Source organism: Ensifer sp. B1-9 (assembly GCF_050474445.1).
GTDB lineage: Bacteria > Pseudomonadota > Alphaproteobacteria > Rhizobiales > Rhizobiaceae > Ensifer.
In genome coordinates this window covers 175,584-190,658 of the sequence record NZ_JBCHVG010000002.1, presented here as the reverse complement: position 1 = coordinate 190,658, position 15,075 = coordinate 175,584, and the positions used below count along the sequence as shown (strand labels likewise).

General features: G+C 63.3%; 12 protein-coding genes. All 12 read right to left on the bottom strand.

Translation table 11 applies throughout. The annotated features are described in order from the left end of the window. Positions 1-8 precede the first annotated feature (8 nt). On the bottom strand, positions 9-2,963 hold the full coding sequence (locus ACQ5BM_RS04145; protein ID WP_429808140.1) for a bifunctional [glutamine synthetase] adenylyltransferase/[glutamine synthetase]-adenylyl-L-tyrosine phosphorylase: 2,955 nt from the start codon (positions 2,961-2,963) through the stop codon (positions 9-11). A gap of 81 nt (positions 2,964-3,044) precedes the next feature. After that, positions 3,045-4,451, bottom strand: coding sequence for a sensor histidine kinase (locus tag ACQ5BM_RS04140; RefSeq protein WP_429808137.1), 1,407 nt, complete (start codon positions 4,449-4,451; stop codon positions 3,045-3,047). Continuing rightward, the gene (locus ACQ5BM_RS04135) at positions 4,448-5,146 is read right to left on the bottom strand and encodes a response regulator transcription factor (protein WP_429808134.1); all 699 of its coding nucleotides are present in this window, start codon (positions 5,144-5,146) and stop codon (positions 4,448-4,450) included. The genes ACQ5BM_RS04140 and ACQ5BM_RS04135 overlap by 4 nt, the downstream gene beginning before the upstream one ends. 240 nt (positions 5,147-5,386) lie before the next feature. Continuing rightward, positions 5,387-6,946 (bottom strand): Do family serine endopeptidase, encoded by a 1,560-nt coding sequence (locus ACQ5BM_RS04130; protein WP_429808131.1) that lies wholly within the window; start codon positions 6,944-6,946, stop codon positions 5,387-5,389. A gap of 428 nt (positions 6,947-7,374) precedes the next feature. Next, positions 7,375-7,830 carry a cytochrome c-type biogenesis protein gene (locus ACQ5BM_RS04125; RefSeq protein WP_429808128.1) on the bottom strand — a complete coding sequence of 152 codons (456 nt, stop codon included), beginning with the start codon at positions 7,828-7,830 and terminating at the stop codon, positions 7,375-7,377. Further along, positions 7,827-9,815 carry a heme lyase CcmF/NrfE family subunit gene (locus ACQ5BM_RS04120; RefSeq protein ID WP_429808125.1) on the bottom strand — a complete coding sequence of 663 codons (1,989 nt, stop codon included), beginning with the start codon at positions 9,813-9,815 and terminating at the stop codon, positions 7,827-7,829. The genes ACQ5BM_RS04125 and ACQ5BM_RS04120 overlap by 4 nt, the downstream gene beginning before the upstream one ends. After that, positions 9,812-10,264: a cytochrome c maturation protein CcmE gene (gene ccmE, locus ACQ5BM_RS04115; RefSeq protein ID WP_173515960.1), complete on the bottom strand. Its 453-nt coding sequence runs from the start codon at positions 10,262-10,264 to the stop codon at positions 9,812-9,814. The genes ACQ5BM_RS04120 and ccmE overlap by 4 nt, the downstream gene beginning before the upstream one ends. Then, complete coding sequence (gene ccmI / locus ACQ5BM_RS04110) at positions 10,261-11,403, bottom strand: c-type cytochrome biogenesis protein CcmI (RefSeq protein ID WP_429808121.1); 1,143 nt, start codon at positions 11,401-11,403, stop codon at positions 10,261-10,263. The genes ccmE and ccmI overlap by 4 nt, the downstream gene beginning before the upstream one ends. A 129-nt stretch (positions 11,404-11,532) precedes the next feature. Continuing rightward, positions 11,533-11,973, bottom strand: a complete 441-nt coding sequence (locus tag ACQ5BM_RS04105) for a hypothetical protein (protein ID WP_429808118.1) — start codon at positions 11,971-11,973, stop codon at positions 11,533-11,535. Positions 11,974-12,187: 214 nt separating this feature from the next. Then, the gene (locus ACQ5BM_RS04100) at positions 12,188-13,573 is read right to left on the bottom strand and encodes an ATP-binding protein (protein WP_429808116.1); all 1,386 of its coding nucleotides are present in this window, start codon (positions 13,571-13,573) and stop codon (positions 12,188-12,190) included. Next, complete coding sequence (gene feuP / locus ACQ5BM_RS04095; RefSeq protein ID WP_034789361.1) at positions 13,563-14,234, bottom strand: two-component system response regulator FeuP; 672 nt, start codon at positions 14,232-14,234, stop codon at positions 13,563-13,565. The genes ACQ5BM_RS04100 and feuP overlap by 11 nt, the downstream gene beginning before the upstream one ends. Before the next feature lie 141 nt (positions 14,235-14,375). Further along, positions 14,376-14,630, bottom strand: coding sequence for a hypothetical protein (locus ACQ5BM_RS04090; protein ID WP_429808113.1), 255 nt, complete (start codon positions 14,628-14,630; stop codon positions 14,376-14,378). Positions 14,631-15,075 lie beyond the last annotated feature (445 nt).

The following is a 15,075-nucleotide window of genomic DNA, read 5'->3' as shown; positions in this document are numbered from 1 at the left end:
GCACTCCATCACGCCGAAACGACCGATTGGAAGACGCGCCGCGCGGACTTCGACAGCCGGCGGATATCTCCCTCCAGTGTCTTCAGGTCGGGATAGTCCCCTGCCCGGCAGACGAGATCGATCAGCCCGGCCGGCGCTTCCTTCGGGTCGAACTCCCCCTCGATGCACAGCCGCACGATCTGCGACAACTCGGTAAAGAGGTGTAGCGCCTCCAGGGCAACATCGAGATCGTTGGGGTTCATCAAGGAGTCGCCGAGCAGCTTCAGCGCATCGGCCGTATTCGTGCCTGATGTCAGCGGCTGAATGCCCTTCGCGGGCGCGACGAGCGCCAGGTACTGGCTGATGAACTCGATATCGACGAGACCGCCCGGGATCAGCTTGAAATCCCAGATGTCGCTCGGCGGCTTCTCGCTGTCGATCATCTCGCGCATGGAGATCACGTCGGCGCTGACCTTGGCGACGTCTCGCTTGCGGCCGAGAATTTCGGCGAAGATCGCATTGGCCTCGGCGATCAGCTTCTCGTCGCCACAGATGCAGCGCGCCCGGGTCAGGGCCAGATGCTCCCAGGTCCAGGCCTCTTCGCGCTGATACTTGGCGAAGGCGTTGATCCTCGTCGCGACCGGCCCCTTGTTGCCGGACGGACGAAGCCGCATGTCGACTTCGTAGAGAATGCCTTCGGCCGTCGGCGCGGAAAGTGCCGCGATCAGGCGCTGCGTTACCCGCGTGAAATAACGGGTCGGATCAAGCGGCTTGGTGCCGTCGGATTCGGTTGCCGCCTCGTCGTAATCATAGAGCAGGATCAGGTCGACGTCCGAGCCCGCCGTCAACTCGTGACTTCCGAGCTTGCCCATGCCAACAACAGCTATGCGGCCGCCGGGGAAATCGCCGTGCACCGAGCGAACTTCGTCCTGGACCGCCTTTACCGCCGCGGCGATGATCAAATCGGCGAGATCGGTAAAGGCGCGGCCGGCCTGGGCGCCGGAGATGGCGCCGGTCAGGAGCCGGATCCCGATCAGGAAGCGCTGTTCGGCAGCGATGATGCGCAGACGATCGAGCACTTCCTCATAGTGTCGCGCACCGCCGACGAAATTGGCAATGCGCGGCGCGAGGTAGTCCCTGGTCGGCAGTTCGGCGAGCAGGCCCGGATCGAGCATACCGTCAAAGACATGCGGGCGCGCGGCAATGATTTCGGCCAGCCGCGGCGCCGACGACATGACGTTGACGATCAGCGACAGCAGACCCGGATTGTTGCCGAGCAGCGAAAAGAGCTGGATGCCCGCCGGCAGGCCGGAAATGAAATTGTCGAAGCGCAACAACGCTTCGTCCGCCCGGCGGCTTTCGCCGAAGACGCGCAGAAGCTCCGGCGTCAGCTCTGTCAGGCGCTCGCGCGCTTCGACTGATTGCGTCGCACGGTAACGGCCGTAGTGCCAGGTGCGGATCGTATGGGAAATGTCCGACGGCCGCTGGAAGCCGAGCTTCCTCAGCGTCTCCAGCGTATCCGGGTCGTCGCGCTGGCCGGTGAAGACGAGATTGCCGGCCTCGGTCGAGAGCTTCGCCTCCTGCTCGAAGAGCTGGGCATAGCGGCGCTCGACCGTCTTCAACACGCGCGACAGCGCCTTCGAGAAGGCGGCCGTATCTTCGAAGCCAAGCATATAGGCGATGCGCTTCAGCTCCGCTTCGGTCTCGGGCAGGAGATGGGTCTGTTCGTCGCGTACCATCTGGATCCGGTGCTCGACATCGCGCAGGAACCAATAGGCCTCGACGAGTTCATCGGCCGTCTCCTCGTCGATCCAACCGGCCTTGACCAGTGCGCGCAGCATCGGCTCCGTTGCGCGCTGGCGCAACTCCGGCATGCGGCCGCCGGCGATCAACTGCTGCGTCTGCACGAAGAATTCGATCTCGCGAATGCCGCCGCGGCCGAGCTTGATGTTGTGTCCCTTGACCGCGATTTCGCCATGCCCCTTGTGCGCGTGGATCTGACGCTTGATCGAATGAATGTCGGCGATCGCCGCATAGTCGAGATATTTGCGGAAGACGAAGGGCACCAATTCCCGGAGGAACCGCTCGCCGGCCTCGATATCGCCGGCGACCGGCCGCGCCTTGATGAAGGCGGCCCGTTCCCAGTTCTGCCCCCTGCCCTCGTAATAGAGCATCGCCGCCTCGACCGGAATCGCGAGCGGCGTCGAGCCCGGGTCGGGGCGTAGCCGCAGGTCGGTGCGGAAGACGTAGCCATCGCCGCTACGCTCCTGCAGGATGCGGATCAGGCGACGCAGCAGCCGGCCGAAGGTCTCCGAGGCATCGTCGCGGTCGACGATGATGCCGGATTGAGGATCGTAAAAGACGACGAGATCGATATCGGAGGAATAGTTGAGCTCGAAGGCGCCGAGCTTGCCCATGCCAAGCACGACGACGCCGGAACCTATGCTGGGGTTGGCGACGTCCTTGACGACGAGCTTGCCGCCCTCGTGCGCACTCAGCAGCAGGTGATCGATCGTTGCGGAGACGGCAGCGCCAGCAAAATCGCTAAGCCAGCGCGTGGTTTCGCGGCCGTCGAAATGCCGGGAGAGATCGGCGAGCGCCACGGCGAAGGCGAGCTCGCGCTTGGCCCGCCTCAGCCGCGCCATGATCTCCGTGTCCGGCAGGGCCGCGCCGCCTTCGTTGGGCCTCCAGGCATCGCGGGCGCGGCGCACCCGTTCGGTCAGGAAGGCCGTCAGATCGGTGGAAAGGAGTTCTTCGAGAATGGCCGGGCGGCTGTCGCCCGTGTCGCGCAGGAAGGGCGACAGCGCGAAGGCTGCGACCACGAAGGTCTTGAACGGGCCGTCGGAAGCAAGCAGCCTTGCGATCCTGTCATGCCCCTTCGCCATGTCCTTCAGCACCGAGAGCGCCGCCTTGGCATCGGCCTGGCTTGCCGGACGGATCGGCGCTGTCTCGATCTCCCAGCACTGCTGCACCTGTTCCTGCATGCCCTCTCCCCTTGCCTACAGCCTGCACATCCCACGCAGCGGCAAGCCGTGCTCGTCTCCTGTTCTCAAGGAACCGGTCTATCAGTTTGCCGCCGCGGGGAAAACCATCTGCACCGTCAGGCCCTTGCCACCATCCCCCGCCGCCGGATCGGTATCGGCGAGACGCAGCGAGCCGTGATGCATCTCCATGACCGCCTCGACCAAAGACAGTCCGAGACCCGTGCCCGGCTTGGACCGGCTCTCGTCCAGGCGAACGAAGCGCTTCACCACCTCGTCATGCATTGCAGTAGGTATGCCGGGGCCGTGATCGGCGACGGACAAGAGCACATGCCCTTCGCGCTTTACCAGCGAGACCCTGATAAGCGGATTGTCGGCTCCATCGGCATATTTGATCGCGTTGTCGATAAGGTTGCCGAGAGCCTGGCTGACCAGTTCCCGGTTGCCGGAGATTGCGATGTTCTTGATGACCTCGGCTTCGAGCTTCAAGCCGACATCCTCCGCCACGGGCTCGTAGAGCTCGACGCAATCGGAAACGATCTCGGAAAGGTCGATCTCGCTCATCTCGGCGGCGGACGAGCCGGCCTCGACTCGCGAGATCATCAGGAGCGCATTGAAGGTCCGGATCAACTGGTCGGACTCACCGATGATCTCCTCGAGCGCGCCACGCTGGCTCGTTCCCTTGCGGGCGAGTGCTGCTTCGGCCTTGTTGCGCAGCCGCGTCAGCGGCGTCTTCAGATCGTGGGCGATGTTGTCGGAGACCTGGCGCAGACCTTCGTTCAGCTTCTCGATACGGCCCAGCATCGCGTTCAGCGATTCCGACAGCCGGTCGAACTCATCGCCGGAACCGCTCATCGGCAAGCGCTGCGAGAGATCGCCGGCCATGATCTTGGTGCTCGCCTCCGACATGCGGTCGATGCGTTTGAGCGCGTTGCGGCCAATACCGAACCAGATGACGAGCGCGCCAAGCCCCATGACGCCGAGCGCCACCATGAGTGCCTGACGCACCAGGGCGCGAAACTTCTGCGGCTCCTGAAGGTCACGGCCGACGAGAATGCGCAGGCCATTGTCGAGCACCAGCACATGGGCGAGCGCCACGTGGCTGTCCTTCTTCGTTTCGTCCGTATAGCGCTGATAGGCAAAGGGGCGTTCTGTCCAGCCCTCGCTGTCGAGCAGCCCGGGCTCGAGGCTCGCGACGTTGCCCGCGAGAATCTCGCCGCTCGGCCCGGCGATCACATAGAGATTGGCGCCCGGCTGACGCGCGCGCCGTTCGAGCGAGCGCAACAGGCCGTTCATGCCGGCCCGCGTGTAGACCTGCTCGATCTGCGTCACCTCCGCGGTGATGGCGTCACGGGTCTGCTGCTGCAGCAACCGCTCCGACATGCCGGTGACATAGAAGACCAGAAAGGCCGCACAGAGCGAAAAGAGAATGAGATAAAGGGCGGAAAGCCGAACCGCGGTCGTTCTGAAGAGAACGCGAAGCTTGCTCATGCGGAGGCCCGGTCATCCTTGATCATGTAGCCGGCGCCGCGCACGGTGCGCAGCAGCGGCACGTCAAAGTCCTTCTCGATCTTCGAACGCAGCCGGGACACATGCACGTCGATGACGTTGGTCTGCGGGTCGAAGTGATAGTCCCAGACATTTTCGAGCAGCATGGTACGGGTGACGACCTGGCCGGCATTCTTCATGAGATATTCGAGCAAGCGGAACTCGCGCGGCTGCAGCGGGATCTCCTTGCCCTGTCGGCGCACCGAATGCGACAGGCGGTCGAGTTCGAGATCGCCGACGCGGTAGACCATATCCTGTTCCGGCGTGCCCTTGCGGCGGCCGAGCACCTCGACACGCGCCAGCAGTTCGTTGAAGGCATAGGGTTTCGGCAGATAGTCGTCGCCGCCGGCACGAAGGCCAGTGACACGGTCGTCGACCTGCCCGAGCGCGGAGAGGATCAAGACCGGCGTGTGGATGTCCTTGCGCCTGAGCTCGGTGATGACGGACAGGCCGTCGCGGCGCGGCAGCATGCGATCGACCACCAGAACGTCGTAGCTGTTCTCGCTGGCCATGAAGAGACCGCTCTCGCCATCGCTGGCGTGGTCGGAAACGATACCCGCCTCACGGAAGGCCTTCGCCAGATAGGCTGCCGCCTCGAGATCGTCTTCAATGATAAGAATCTTCATACGCGCGACCATAGTCCCGGACCCCTGTCTGTCTCAACCGGTTTCGGCTTTCCGACAACCGGATTGGCGAGTGCCCTCGATCACGATGATATTGGCCGGATCGACCCAAACTCATGGTGATCGATTCTCGTCGGTGAAAGCGGGATGCGAGCGGAACACCGCACACACATTTGTACCTCCCGCTCGAAACGGCGAGCGCCGCGAAATCACTTGGAAATCGCGGCGCTCCGGTCATTCATTTGACTGCCGCGATCAGCCCTGATCGATCGGGAGGGCCACGAAGCGGCTGCCGTTTTCGGCCTCGATCTGGAAGAGCGCCTTGCTACGGCCGTCCTTCTTGGCAGCATTGATGACCTTCAGGATATCGTCCGCGGACTTCACTTCCTGATTGTTGACGGAGACAATCTTCTCGCCCGTCTTCAGACCACGGTCGCTGGCATCGGAGTCCTCATCGACCGAAGCGATGGTGACGCCCTTGCCGTCGTCGGACGGGACGACGGTGACGCCAAGGTTAGCCAGGGCCTGCTCGCTCGAAGGCTGCGTTTCTTCGGACTGGCTGTCCTGGCTCTTGGCGGCCTCCTTGTCATCCTTCGGCAGCGTGCCGATCTCCAGCTTGACGCTTTCGGACTTGCCGTTGCGCCAGAGGCTCAGATCAACGGTCGTGCCCGGGCGGATGGCAGCAACCTTGCGAGCGAGGTCGCGCGGATCCTTGATGGTGTCGCCGTTCAGCGCAGTCACCACGTCGCCCTTCTTGATGCCGGCCTTTTCACCCGGCGAACCCGCCTGCGGTTCGACCACCAGCGCGCCGCTTGCTTCTGCAAGGCCGAGCGATTCAGCGATGTCCTTGGTGACGGGCTGGATCTGCACGCCCAGCCAGCCGCGGGAAACCGAACCGTCCTTGATCAGGTCGGTAACCACATCCTTGGCAACGGCCGCGGGGATCGCAAAGGCGATGCCGACGTTGCCACCCGACGGCGAGAAGATCGCGGTGTTGATGCCGACCACTTCGCCGGAGAGATTGAAGGTCGGACCACCCGAGTTGCCGCGGTTCACGGCAGCGTCGACCTGCAGATAATCGTCATAGGGGCCGGAGCCGATATCGCGGCCACGGGCGGAAATGATGCCCGAGGTCACGGTTCCGCCGAGACCGAACGGGTTGCCGACAGCAACCACCCAGTCACCGACGCGGACCTTGCTGTCGTCGGCCCAGCCGACATAGGTGAACTTGCGCTTGTCATCGACCTTGAGCACGGCGAGATCGGTGCGGCTGTCCTTGCCGATCAGCTTGGCATCGAGTTCGGTGCCGTCGTTGAGGATGACGGTGAAGGCCGCGCCGTCGGAAACGACGTGGTTGTTGGTGACGAGGTAGCCGTCTTCGGAGATGAAGAAGCCCGAGCCCTGGGATGTCGGACGCAGGCGACCTTCGCCATGCGGGCCACGGCGACCCGGGCCGCCGCGCTCGCTATGGTCATCGCCGCGCGGGCCGAATTCCTTGAAGAAGCGCTTCAGCGGGTGATCGTCCGGCAGATCGTCGAAGCCACGGCCGCCGAAGCCAAAGGTGAAGTCGCTGCCATCTTCGGTAACCGGATTGACGCGCGACTGGACGCGAACCGAAACGACGGCGGGCGAGACCGCGTCGACGACATTGGCGAAGCTCGGCACCGACGGCGCTTCCACCTTGACCGCTTCCGCAAAGGACTGGGAAACGCGCGCCGGCAGACCGGAGGTCAACATGACGGCAGCAAGGCCGGCAACCGTCGAGGCCTTCAGAACGGTCTTGAGGGAGGGACGCAGGGATTTGGTCGTATTCATCCGTTTTGCCTTTTCTCTTCCTTGATGCCGTCAAAGACGGCACCGAAACCTGGTTGCGATGCCCGCCCCGAGGAGGGGCAGATCCCGTTTGGCTGACTGCAGCGCCACGCGTCGTCTTTGCCGCGTAAGGTCGCTGCAGCGTCCTGATGCCAGAGCATCTTGTCCGCTTTCCGTGAACCACCCGAAAGCAGGATGCCCTGGAGGAACAGCCGATGACGAAAGATGTAACGGATGGGACCTTACTGAGTTCTGTCCGGAAGATGAATTTTTGGTAATGTTGCGGGAAGCGATGATAAGGGCATGGATTGCCGACCGACGGGCGACAACACGCGCCGTCACCTTTGGTCCCCGTCGCGGACAATCTTCAGCGATTTCAAAATATTATGGGGCCAGGGCGGCAATTGTCATCGACCCGGCCGGAGCGAGCGTCAGGGGTGAAGCAGCTTCTTCAGCTTTTCCTTTTCGTCCTCGGAGAGCGGCGTTCCCTTTGCCTGGGCGCCGCGACGGCGGGCCGCGACGACGAGGGTGATCGCCCCGACGAGAAGCAGGGTTGCAGGCATGCCCCATAGGATCAGCGTCTTCGTTTCGAAGCGTGGCTTCAGCAGCACGAATTCGCCGTAACGGGACACGACATAGTCGATCACCGCCTCGTCGCTGTCGCCATTGGCCAGGCGCTCACGCACCAGAACCCTGAGGTCCTTGGCAAGTTCGGCATTGGAATCATCGATCGACTGGTTCTGGCAGACCATGCAGCGGAGCTCAGCCGAGATCGCCCGCGCTCGCGCTTCCAGTGCGGGATCTGCCAACACCTCATCCGGATTGACCGCGAACGCCGAGCCGATCGGCAGGACGAACAGCAGGAGTGCCAGCAGCAGACGCATCATTCGGCAGCTCCCACCGGCACCGCCCTCGGCCGCTTGGCCCGAGCCGGCGCGCCGACCCGCAGGCGGCGATCGCTCAAGGACACGAAACCGCCCGCCATCATGAACAGGGTTCCGCCCCAGATGCAGAGGATCATCGGCTTCCACCAGATGCGCACGACGATGCCGCCTTCGCCGATCTGGTCGCCGAGTGAAACATAGAGCTGGCTGAGGCCAAAGGTGCGGATGCCGGCTTCCGTCGTCGGCATGCGGCGCACCTGGTAGAGGCGCTTCGACGACCAGACCTCGGAGACGGCAACGCCGCCGCGACTGATGGTGAAGTGGCCGGATTCTTCCGTGTAGTTCGGGCCGCTGCCGTTGCGCATGCCGTCGAAGCGCAGGGTGTAGCCACCGGCTTCGACCGTCATGCCTGGCTTCATCTCGACGACGGTCTCGGTTTCGAAGGCCGTAACGGCGACGATGCCGATCAGGGTGACGCCGAGACCGATATGGGCGAGCGCCGTGCCGAAGGCCGAGCGCGGCAGGCCGGTGAAGCGCCGCCAGGCGACATTACCTGCGACCTTGCCAAGGCCGGAGCGCAACGCGATATCCGTCACGGAACCGATGATCAGGTAGACCCCGAGAGCAATGCCAAAGAGCGCCAGCACCGGGCCGCCATTCATCGCGTAATAGTAGCCTGTGCCGAAGACGAGACCGATCGCGACCGCAGCGAAGAGCCGCTGGGAGACGCCGACGATGTCACCGCGCTTCCAGGCAAGCAATGGACCGAACGGCACCGCGAAGAGCAGAGGCAGCATCAGGAGACCGAAGGTCATGTTGAAGAACGGCGGACCGACGGAGATCTTGTCGCCGGTGAGCGCCTCCAGCACCAGCGGATAGAGCGTGCCGGTCAGGACTGTCGCCGCTGCCGTCGTCAGGATGAGGTTGTTGAAGACCAACGACCCCTCGCGTGAAATCGGCGCGAATATGCCGCCGGCTTTCAGGTGCGAGGCACGCAAGGCGAAGAGCGCGAAGGCGCCACCGATGAAGAAGACGAGGATCGCGAGAATGAAGATGCCGCGGGTCGGGTCCGTGGCAAAGGCATGAACCGAGGTCAGCACGCCCGAACGGACGAGGAAGGTGCCGAGCAGCGACAGCGAGAAGGTCATGATCGCGAGCAACACGGTCCAGATCTTCAGCGCCTCGCGCTTCTCCATGACCAGAGCCGAATGCAGAAGGGCGGTGCCCGCGAGCCAGGGCATGAAGGAGGCATTTTCCACCGGATCCCAGAACCACCAGCCGCCCCAGCCGAGCTCGTAATAGGCCCAGTAGGATCCCATGGAAATGCCGGCCGTAAGGAAGGTCCAGGCGGCAAGCGTCCACGGGCGGACCCAACGCGCCCAGGCGGCATCGATCCGGCCCTCGATCAGCGCGGCGATCGCAAAGGAGAAGCAGACGGAGAAGCCGACATAACCGAGGTAGAGCAACGGCGGATGAATGGCGAGACCGACATCCTGCAGGATCGGGTTCAGGTCCTTGCCCTCACCCGGCGCCGGGACCAGCCGCGCGAACGGGTTGGATGTCAAGAGAATGAAGAGGGCAAAGGCCATGGCGATCCAGGCCTGCACGGCGAGCACGTTCGCCTTCAGCGTTTCCGGCAGGTTGCGCCCGAAGGCCGCCACCAGCGCCGAGAAGAACGTCAGGATCAGCAGCCACAGCAGCATCGAGCCTTCGTGGTTCCCCCAGACACCCGAGATCTTGTAGATCAGCGGCTTTAGCGAATGGGAGTTCTCCCAGACGTTGCGGACCGAAAAGTCCGAGGTCACATAGGCGAAGGTGAGCACCGTGAACGCGAAGGCGACCAGCAGAAAGCAGGCGACCGCCGCGCTCGACGCAAGCTCCATCAAGCCGCGATCATTCAGCCGCGCACCGAGGATCGGCAAAGCGGCCTGGATGACCGCCGTCGCCAAAGCCAGGACCAGCGCGTAATGTCCGAGCTCGATGATCATTTAATGGTTTCCTTCCCGCTGAGCTCAACGCCCTGGGCTTTCAAGCGGTCGGCGACATCCTTGGGCATATAGGTCTCGTCATGCTTGGCGAGCACCGTATCCGCCACGAAAACGGAGCTCCCTTGAACGAAGGCTCCCTCCGTTACCACGCCCTGCCCCTCGCGGAACAGGTCGGGCAGGATGCCCGTGTAGGTTACCGGCACGCCGGCAAGCGTGTCGGTGACGGTGAAGGTGACGGTCTTGCCGTCGCCGCGCTTTACCGATCCCCCTTCGACCACGCCGCCGAGGCGGATGCGTGTACCCGGCGACAAGTTTGCCTTGGCGAGATCGCTCGGCACGTAGAAATAGGCGATCGCCTGGCTGAAGGCGAACATCACCAGAAAGGCTGCGAGAACCAGGAAGCCGACACCGCCGCCGATGATCGCTAGTCTTTTTTGTTTGCGCGTCATTGCGTCACTCCATCGGTCGCAATACCGAGTTCACGAGCAAGCGCCAGGAGCTGCTTGCCCCCGTCGCCATCGGCCGGGAAGGTCTTCAGGCCCTCCTTTAGCGCTGCCGCCGCCTTGTCTCGTTGATCAAGGACAACGTGGGAGCGGATCAGCCGCGCCCAGCCTTCGAGGTTGTCAGGGTTTTGCTTGAGGCGGCTTTCGAGGCTTTCGACCATGCCGCGGATCATTTCCTGCCGATCACCGCTGCTCATGTTTTCCGCGGCTGCGACATCCTCGGCGCTGGGATTGCCGGGTGCTGCAGCGCTGGCGGTGGCGGCGCCCGTCAACTCGGCCACATGTTGCTTGACCAGCGGCAGCCAGGGCGCATCGGCAGGCGATGTCGCGACCAGCCTATTGAAGGCGGTCAGCGCCTCGTCTTTCTTGCCTTCCTGCTTGAGGCCGAGGGCAAGGTAGAATTCCGAGCGCGGGTCATTGGGATCGAGTGCCAGCGCCTGCTGGAGTGCCTCCTGGGCCTTCGTTGTCACGAGACCATCGGACTGCACGACGAGTGCCTCCGCGTATCCGCCGAGGCGCGCCGGCGTCGGCCCGAGCAAGCGGATCGCCCGGTCATAGGCGTCAACCGCTTCCTCGATACGGCCGTTGCGCATGTAGATCGGCGCGAGCAGGTCCCAGCCGGCGCCGTCGTTCGGGTTCACCGCCAGGTGGTTTTCAGCCTTGGCGATCAGGACATTGATGTCGCCATTGGGATCGGCAAGACGAGCGGCAAGCGGCTGCGCCGGCACGCCGGGGCTACCCGTGAGCAAGTAAAGACAGAGGCCAACTGCGGGAAGACAGAGCAGCACGAAGGCCTGGGCCAGCCGATTGGCCCCGCGTCGCGGCGAAACGGCCGGCGTCACAACTCGGTCGCTCTCGCCGGCTGCCAGCAATCGGCGCGCTATCTCGGCCCGCGCAAGCTCGGCGTCATCGCTTGCGATCAGGCCGCTGTCCTGATCGCGCTTCAATTCGTCGAGCTGATCGCGATAGACCTCGATGTCATGGCTGTGGGGAGACGAAGGCGCTTCCCCTGCCCGCATCAGCGGCAGGATCAGCACGACGGCAACGGCCGCCGTCAAAATGGCGACGAGGATCCAGAACAACATGCACGCTCAATACTATGAGGCCCATGCCATTCCAACTCGAAAACCCGCCATGACGGAGATTTGAGGCGTTTCGCCGCAACGGCCGATCAAGCCGCCTGGTAACGCTCGGACGCCTGAGAAGACCCACGCTCAGGTGAGCGGCGTCCAGCTGCCGTCGGGATTGCGGCAGGCAGCGCCGCGTGCCGTCTTCGTCTGGCTCTTGATCGTCACGGTATGGCTGTACTGGCGGCAGTTCTGCGATCCGACCTGATAGGGAGCGGCCGCAACGACGGAGCCGCTGACGCCGCGTCCGTCCCAGGTCACCGGCTGGCCGCCCGGCGCTGCCTCGAGCGCGCGATACTCCGCCTCGAGCGCGCGCTGGCGGTCGGACGAACCGATATCGAGATCGGCAAGGCGACCGATCACGCCGCCCTGAAGCGCGGCGATGTAGGTTGTCGAGGACATCCGAGTGGCGGTCGAGCCAAGGCCGGCGACAGCACCCTTGCCGCCCGCGGTCGTGCCGCAACCGGCAAGAGCCACGGCCGACGCGATCACTGCGATCCTACCGCCAACGACAAAAGTCCGTGTCATTTCTGCCTGGTTCCTCATGATCCGCGACACTCAACCATTCCTATCCGAAGCCGTATTCGTGAACCCCGTGCATTCGGGTGAAATGACGACTTGTCCTTGATTTTCTTTTGGCATTCCCCGCTTGCCGAGGCAACGGCGCGCCCTGCCGGTGTGACATTTTCGAGCACGGGTGTGACACCTTGATCACGAAAGCCCGCACACTTTTCATCCCGCCCTAAGCCGCGGCCGGCAACAGGAGCTGGGCACGCAGTCCCCCTTCGTCCCGCCGCGACAGCGTGATACTGCCCTGGTATTCCCGCACGATCTCGCTGACGATCGAGAGCCCGAGCCCGGTTCCAGGCTTGCTTTCGTCAAGCCGCTTGCCGCGCTTCATCGCCAGCGCGATCTGGTCGGGATTGAGCCCCGGACCATCGTCATCGATGTCGAGCACGATCCACTGTCTCCCGGGCTCCTTCGCATGAAGCTCGCTCGGCGCCGGCCGCACGTTGAGCCACACTTCGCCACGAGCGTGGCGGGCAGCGTTTTCAAGCAGGTTGCCGACGGTTTCCTCGACATCCTGCAATTCCATCGCGAGCACCAATGCCGGCGGATTGATCGACAGGTGAACCTGCTTTTCCGGGTTGAGCTTGCGCATCACCCGAACGAGACGTTCGAGCGCCGGCTGTGCCTCGGTCCGCGCCAGCACGGACTCCCGCTGCGCCGCGATCCGCGCGCGGCTGAGATAGGATTGTACCTGCGTCTGCATCGCATCCACCTGGTTGCGCACCAGTTCACCATGCGGCGCATCGAGCACGCGGGCTTCGTTGAGCAGGACGGCGATCGGCGTCTTCAGCGAATGCGCAAGGTTGCCGACCTGCATGCGGGCGCGTTCGACAATGCGGCGGTTGCTGTCGATGAGTGCGTTCACTTCGTTGGCCAGCGGCTGGACCTCGCGCGGAAAGGCCCCGTCAAGCCTCTCGCTCTCACCGGTGCGGATCTTCTCCAACGAGCGACGGACCTGATCGAGTGGGCGCAGGCCGAAGAGAATGGTGAGCGCATTCACGCCAAGTCCGCCGAGACCGAAGATGGATAGCGCGATGGTCAGGTTACGGGTGAAGCGATCGATGTCAGCCTCGAGCACATCACGGTTGCCGGCAACGCGAAAGCGCGCGGTGTGGCCCTGGATGTCGAGCACGACCTCGGTCTCGGAGACCTCGACCTCGTTACCGAACGGATCCTTGGTTGTATAGAAACGGACGTAGCCGGTGTCGAACGGGACCTCATCGACGCTGGCGATCGGCAGCTTGCCGTTGCCGAGAGACGTCGAGATCAGGGGTGGCGTGTCGAATTCGCCGATCGGATCGACGATCCAGTACCAGCCGGTCTGCGGCTGCGAAAAGCGGAGATCGCCAAGCTGCGGACTGCCTGAAAGCACGGTCTTCTCGTTGACGGAAATCGAGTTGACGACGTTGAAAAGCTGCGCGCGCAGCAGGTCCTTGAAGCCGCGCTCGGAGCCCTGGCGGTAGAGTTCGGAAATGACCACACCGATCACGACCAGAGCGACGACCGCCCAGACGGTGGAAACCGCCAATACGCGGGCTGTGAGCGATCTAATTGCCATTGCCCGGAGCTTGCATTCGGTATCCGAGACCGCGCACCGTTTCGATCAGATCGTTGCCGATCTTCTTGCGCAACCGGCCGATGAACACTTCGATCGTATTGGAATCGCGGTCGAAGTCCTGATCGTACATATGTTCGACCAGTTCCGTGCGCGAAACGACCTGACCCATGTGGTGCATGAGATAGGAGAGCAGCCGGAACTCGTGCGACGTCAGCTTGAGCGCCACGCCATCCACGGTTGCCTTGGAACCCTTGGTATCGAGGCGCACCGGGCCGCAGACGATCTCCGAGCTTGCATGCCCGGCAGCACGGCGGATCAGGGCGCGGATGCGGGCGAGAACCTCTTCGACATGGAAGGGCTTCGCGACATAGTCGTCGGCGCCGGCATCGATGCCCGCGACCTTATCGCTCCAGCGATCGCGCGCCGTCAGGATCAGGACCGGCATGGTCTTGCCGTCGCCGCGCCACTTCTCCAGCACCGTGATACCATCCATCTCCGGCAGGCCGATATCGAGGATCACGGCATCGTAGGGCTCGGCATCGCCGAGATAATGCCCCTCTTCGCCGTCATAGGCCTGGTCGACGACGTAGCCGGCCTCCTTCAGCACCTCGGCGAGCTGCCGGTTCAGGTTGGCGTCGTCCTCGACAATCAGAATGCGCATTCGTCTCTACTTCCTCTCGCGGCCATCCCGCTGCATGCTTCGGTTCAATCCTAGCCGATTTAACGATAGAAACATGCGGGCTTTCAAAGCGCCACAGCGACCTTTTGCGCCTGACAAGACGCACGGCGCCACAGGGATGGCTTACATCGGCACCTTGACGGTCACCTTTTTCGGCCGCCCGCCATTACCGGGGACGAGCACCGTGATCACACACTGGCCATCGGACGTCGGCTGCGCCGACAGCAACTCGCCGCCGGTGTCGGCAACCACCTGTGCAGCGGCCGCACTGCAATCGCCGGACACGCGGACGACATTATCCGACGGCACGTTGATCGCAGGCAGGCTGAAGCCCGCGAGGCCTGCAGCAAGCGCGGCTATGATCACTGGTGAAGACATGAACGCACTTTCAACTTGGGAAGCATCATGGCAGAAGCAATAACCGAATGAGGCTGAATGGCAAATGAATGTCGGATTTCCGACCCGCTGGGCGCCCATCGCGGAAGCCATAGACCTCACTGGAAATCCGACCCTAGATTGCAGCGATTCCGTTCCCGACGGAACCCGCTCAAGGCCGCAATTGCCCCTTCATGCGGCAGTTTCGCCTTGAGCGGCGCCGCGAGGAATGGCCTCATGGTCCCCGGCATTGCCCGCAGCAGGCGGAAATCAGCCTTTTGTTAAGCATGTTCCGCTAGGATTGAGAGGTCGGCAAGGCTCTGGCGTCGCGGCGCGCAAGGTATCCGCCATATCCTGGACGCTGAAAGATCACATCAAGCAGGAAGCGATTCGCGATTCCTTTGAATCCCTTGGGGGAGACCGTTCAAAGGTTGAGTCACCATCCTGC

What these genes read in the sequence shown, in the direction of transcription:
- ACQ5BM_RS04145 (WP_429808140.1), bottom strand. Translation starts at nt 2,963, where the DNA reads ATGCAGGAACAGGTGCAGCAGTGCTGGGAGATCGAGACAGCGCCGATC.
- ACQ5BM_RS04140 (WP_429808137.1), bottom strand. Translation starts at nt 4,451, where the DNA reads ATGAGCAAGCTTCGCGTTCTCTTCAGAACGACCGCGGTTCGGCTTTCC.
- ACQ5BM_RS04135 (WP_429808134.1), bottom strand. Translation starts at nt 5,146, where the DNA reads ATGGTCGCGCGTATGAAGATTCTTATCATTGAAGACGATCTCGAGGCG.
- ACQ5BM_RS04130 (WP_429808131.1), bottom strand. Translation starts at nt 6,946, where the DNA reads ATGAATACGACCAAATCCCTGCGTCCCTCCCTCAAGACCGTTCTGAAG.
- ACQ5BM_RS04125 (WP_429808128.1), bottom strand. Translation starts at nt 7,830, where the DNA reads ATGATGCGTCTGCTGCTGGCACTCCTGCTGTTCGTCCTGCCGATCGGC.
- ACQ5BM_RS04120 (WP_429808125.1), bottom strand. Translation starts at nt 9,815, where the DNA reads ATGATCATCGAGCTCGGACATTACGCGCTGGTCCTGGCTTTGGCGACG.
- ccmE (WP_173515960.1), bottom strand. Translation starts at nt 10,264, where the DNA reads ATGACGCGCAAACAAAAAAGACTAGCGATCATCGGCGGCGGTGTCGGC.
- ccmI (WP_429808121.1), bottom strand. Translation starts at nt 11,403, where the DNA reads ATGTTGTTCTGGATCCTCGTCGCCATTTTGACGGCGGCCGTTGCCGTC.
- ACQ5BM_RS04105 (WP_429808118.1), bottom strand. Translation starts at nt 11,973, where the DNA reads ATGACACGGACTTTTGTCGTTGGCGGTAGGATCGCAGTGATCGCGTCG.
- ACQ5BM_RS04100 (WP_429808116.1), bottom strand. Translation starts at nt 13,573, where the DNA reads ATGGCAATTAGATCGCTCACAGCCCGCGTATTGGCGGTTTCCACCGTC.
- feuP (WP_034789361.1), bottom strand. Translation starts at nt 14,234, where the DNA reads ATGCGCATTCTGATTGTCGAGGACGACGCCAACCTGAACCGGCAGCTC.
- ACQ5BM_RS04090 (WP_429808113.1), bottom strand. Translation starts at nt 14,630, where the DNA reads ATGTCTTCACCAGTGATCATAGCCGCGCTTGCTGCAGGCCTCGCGGGC.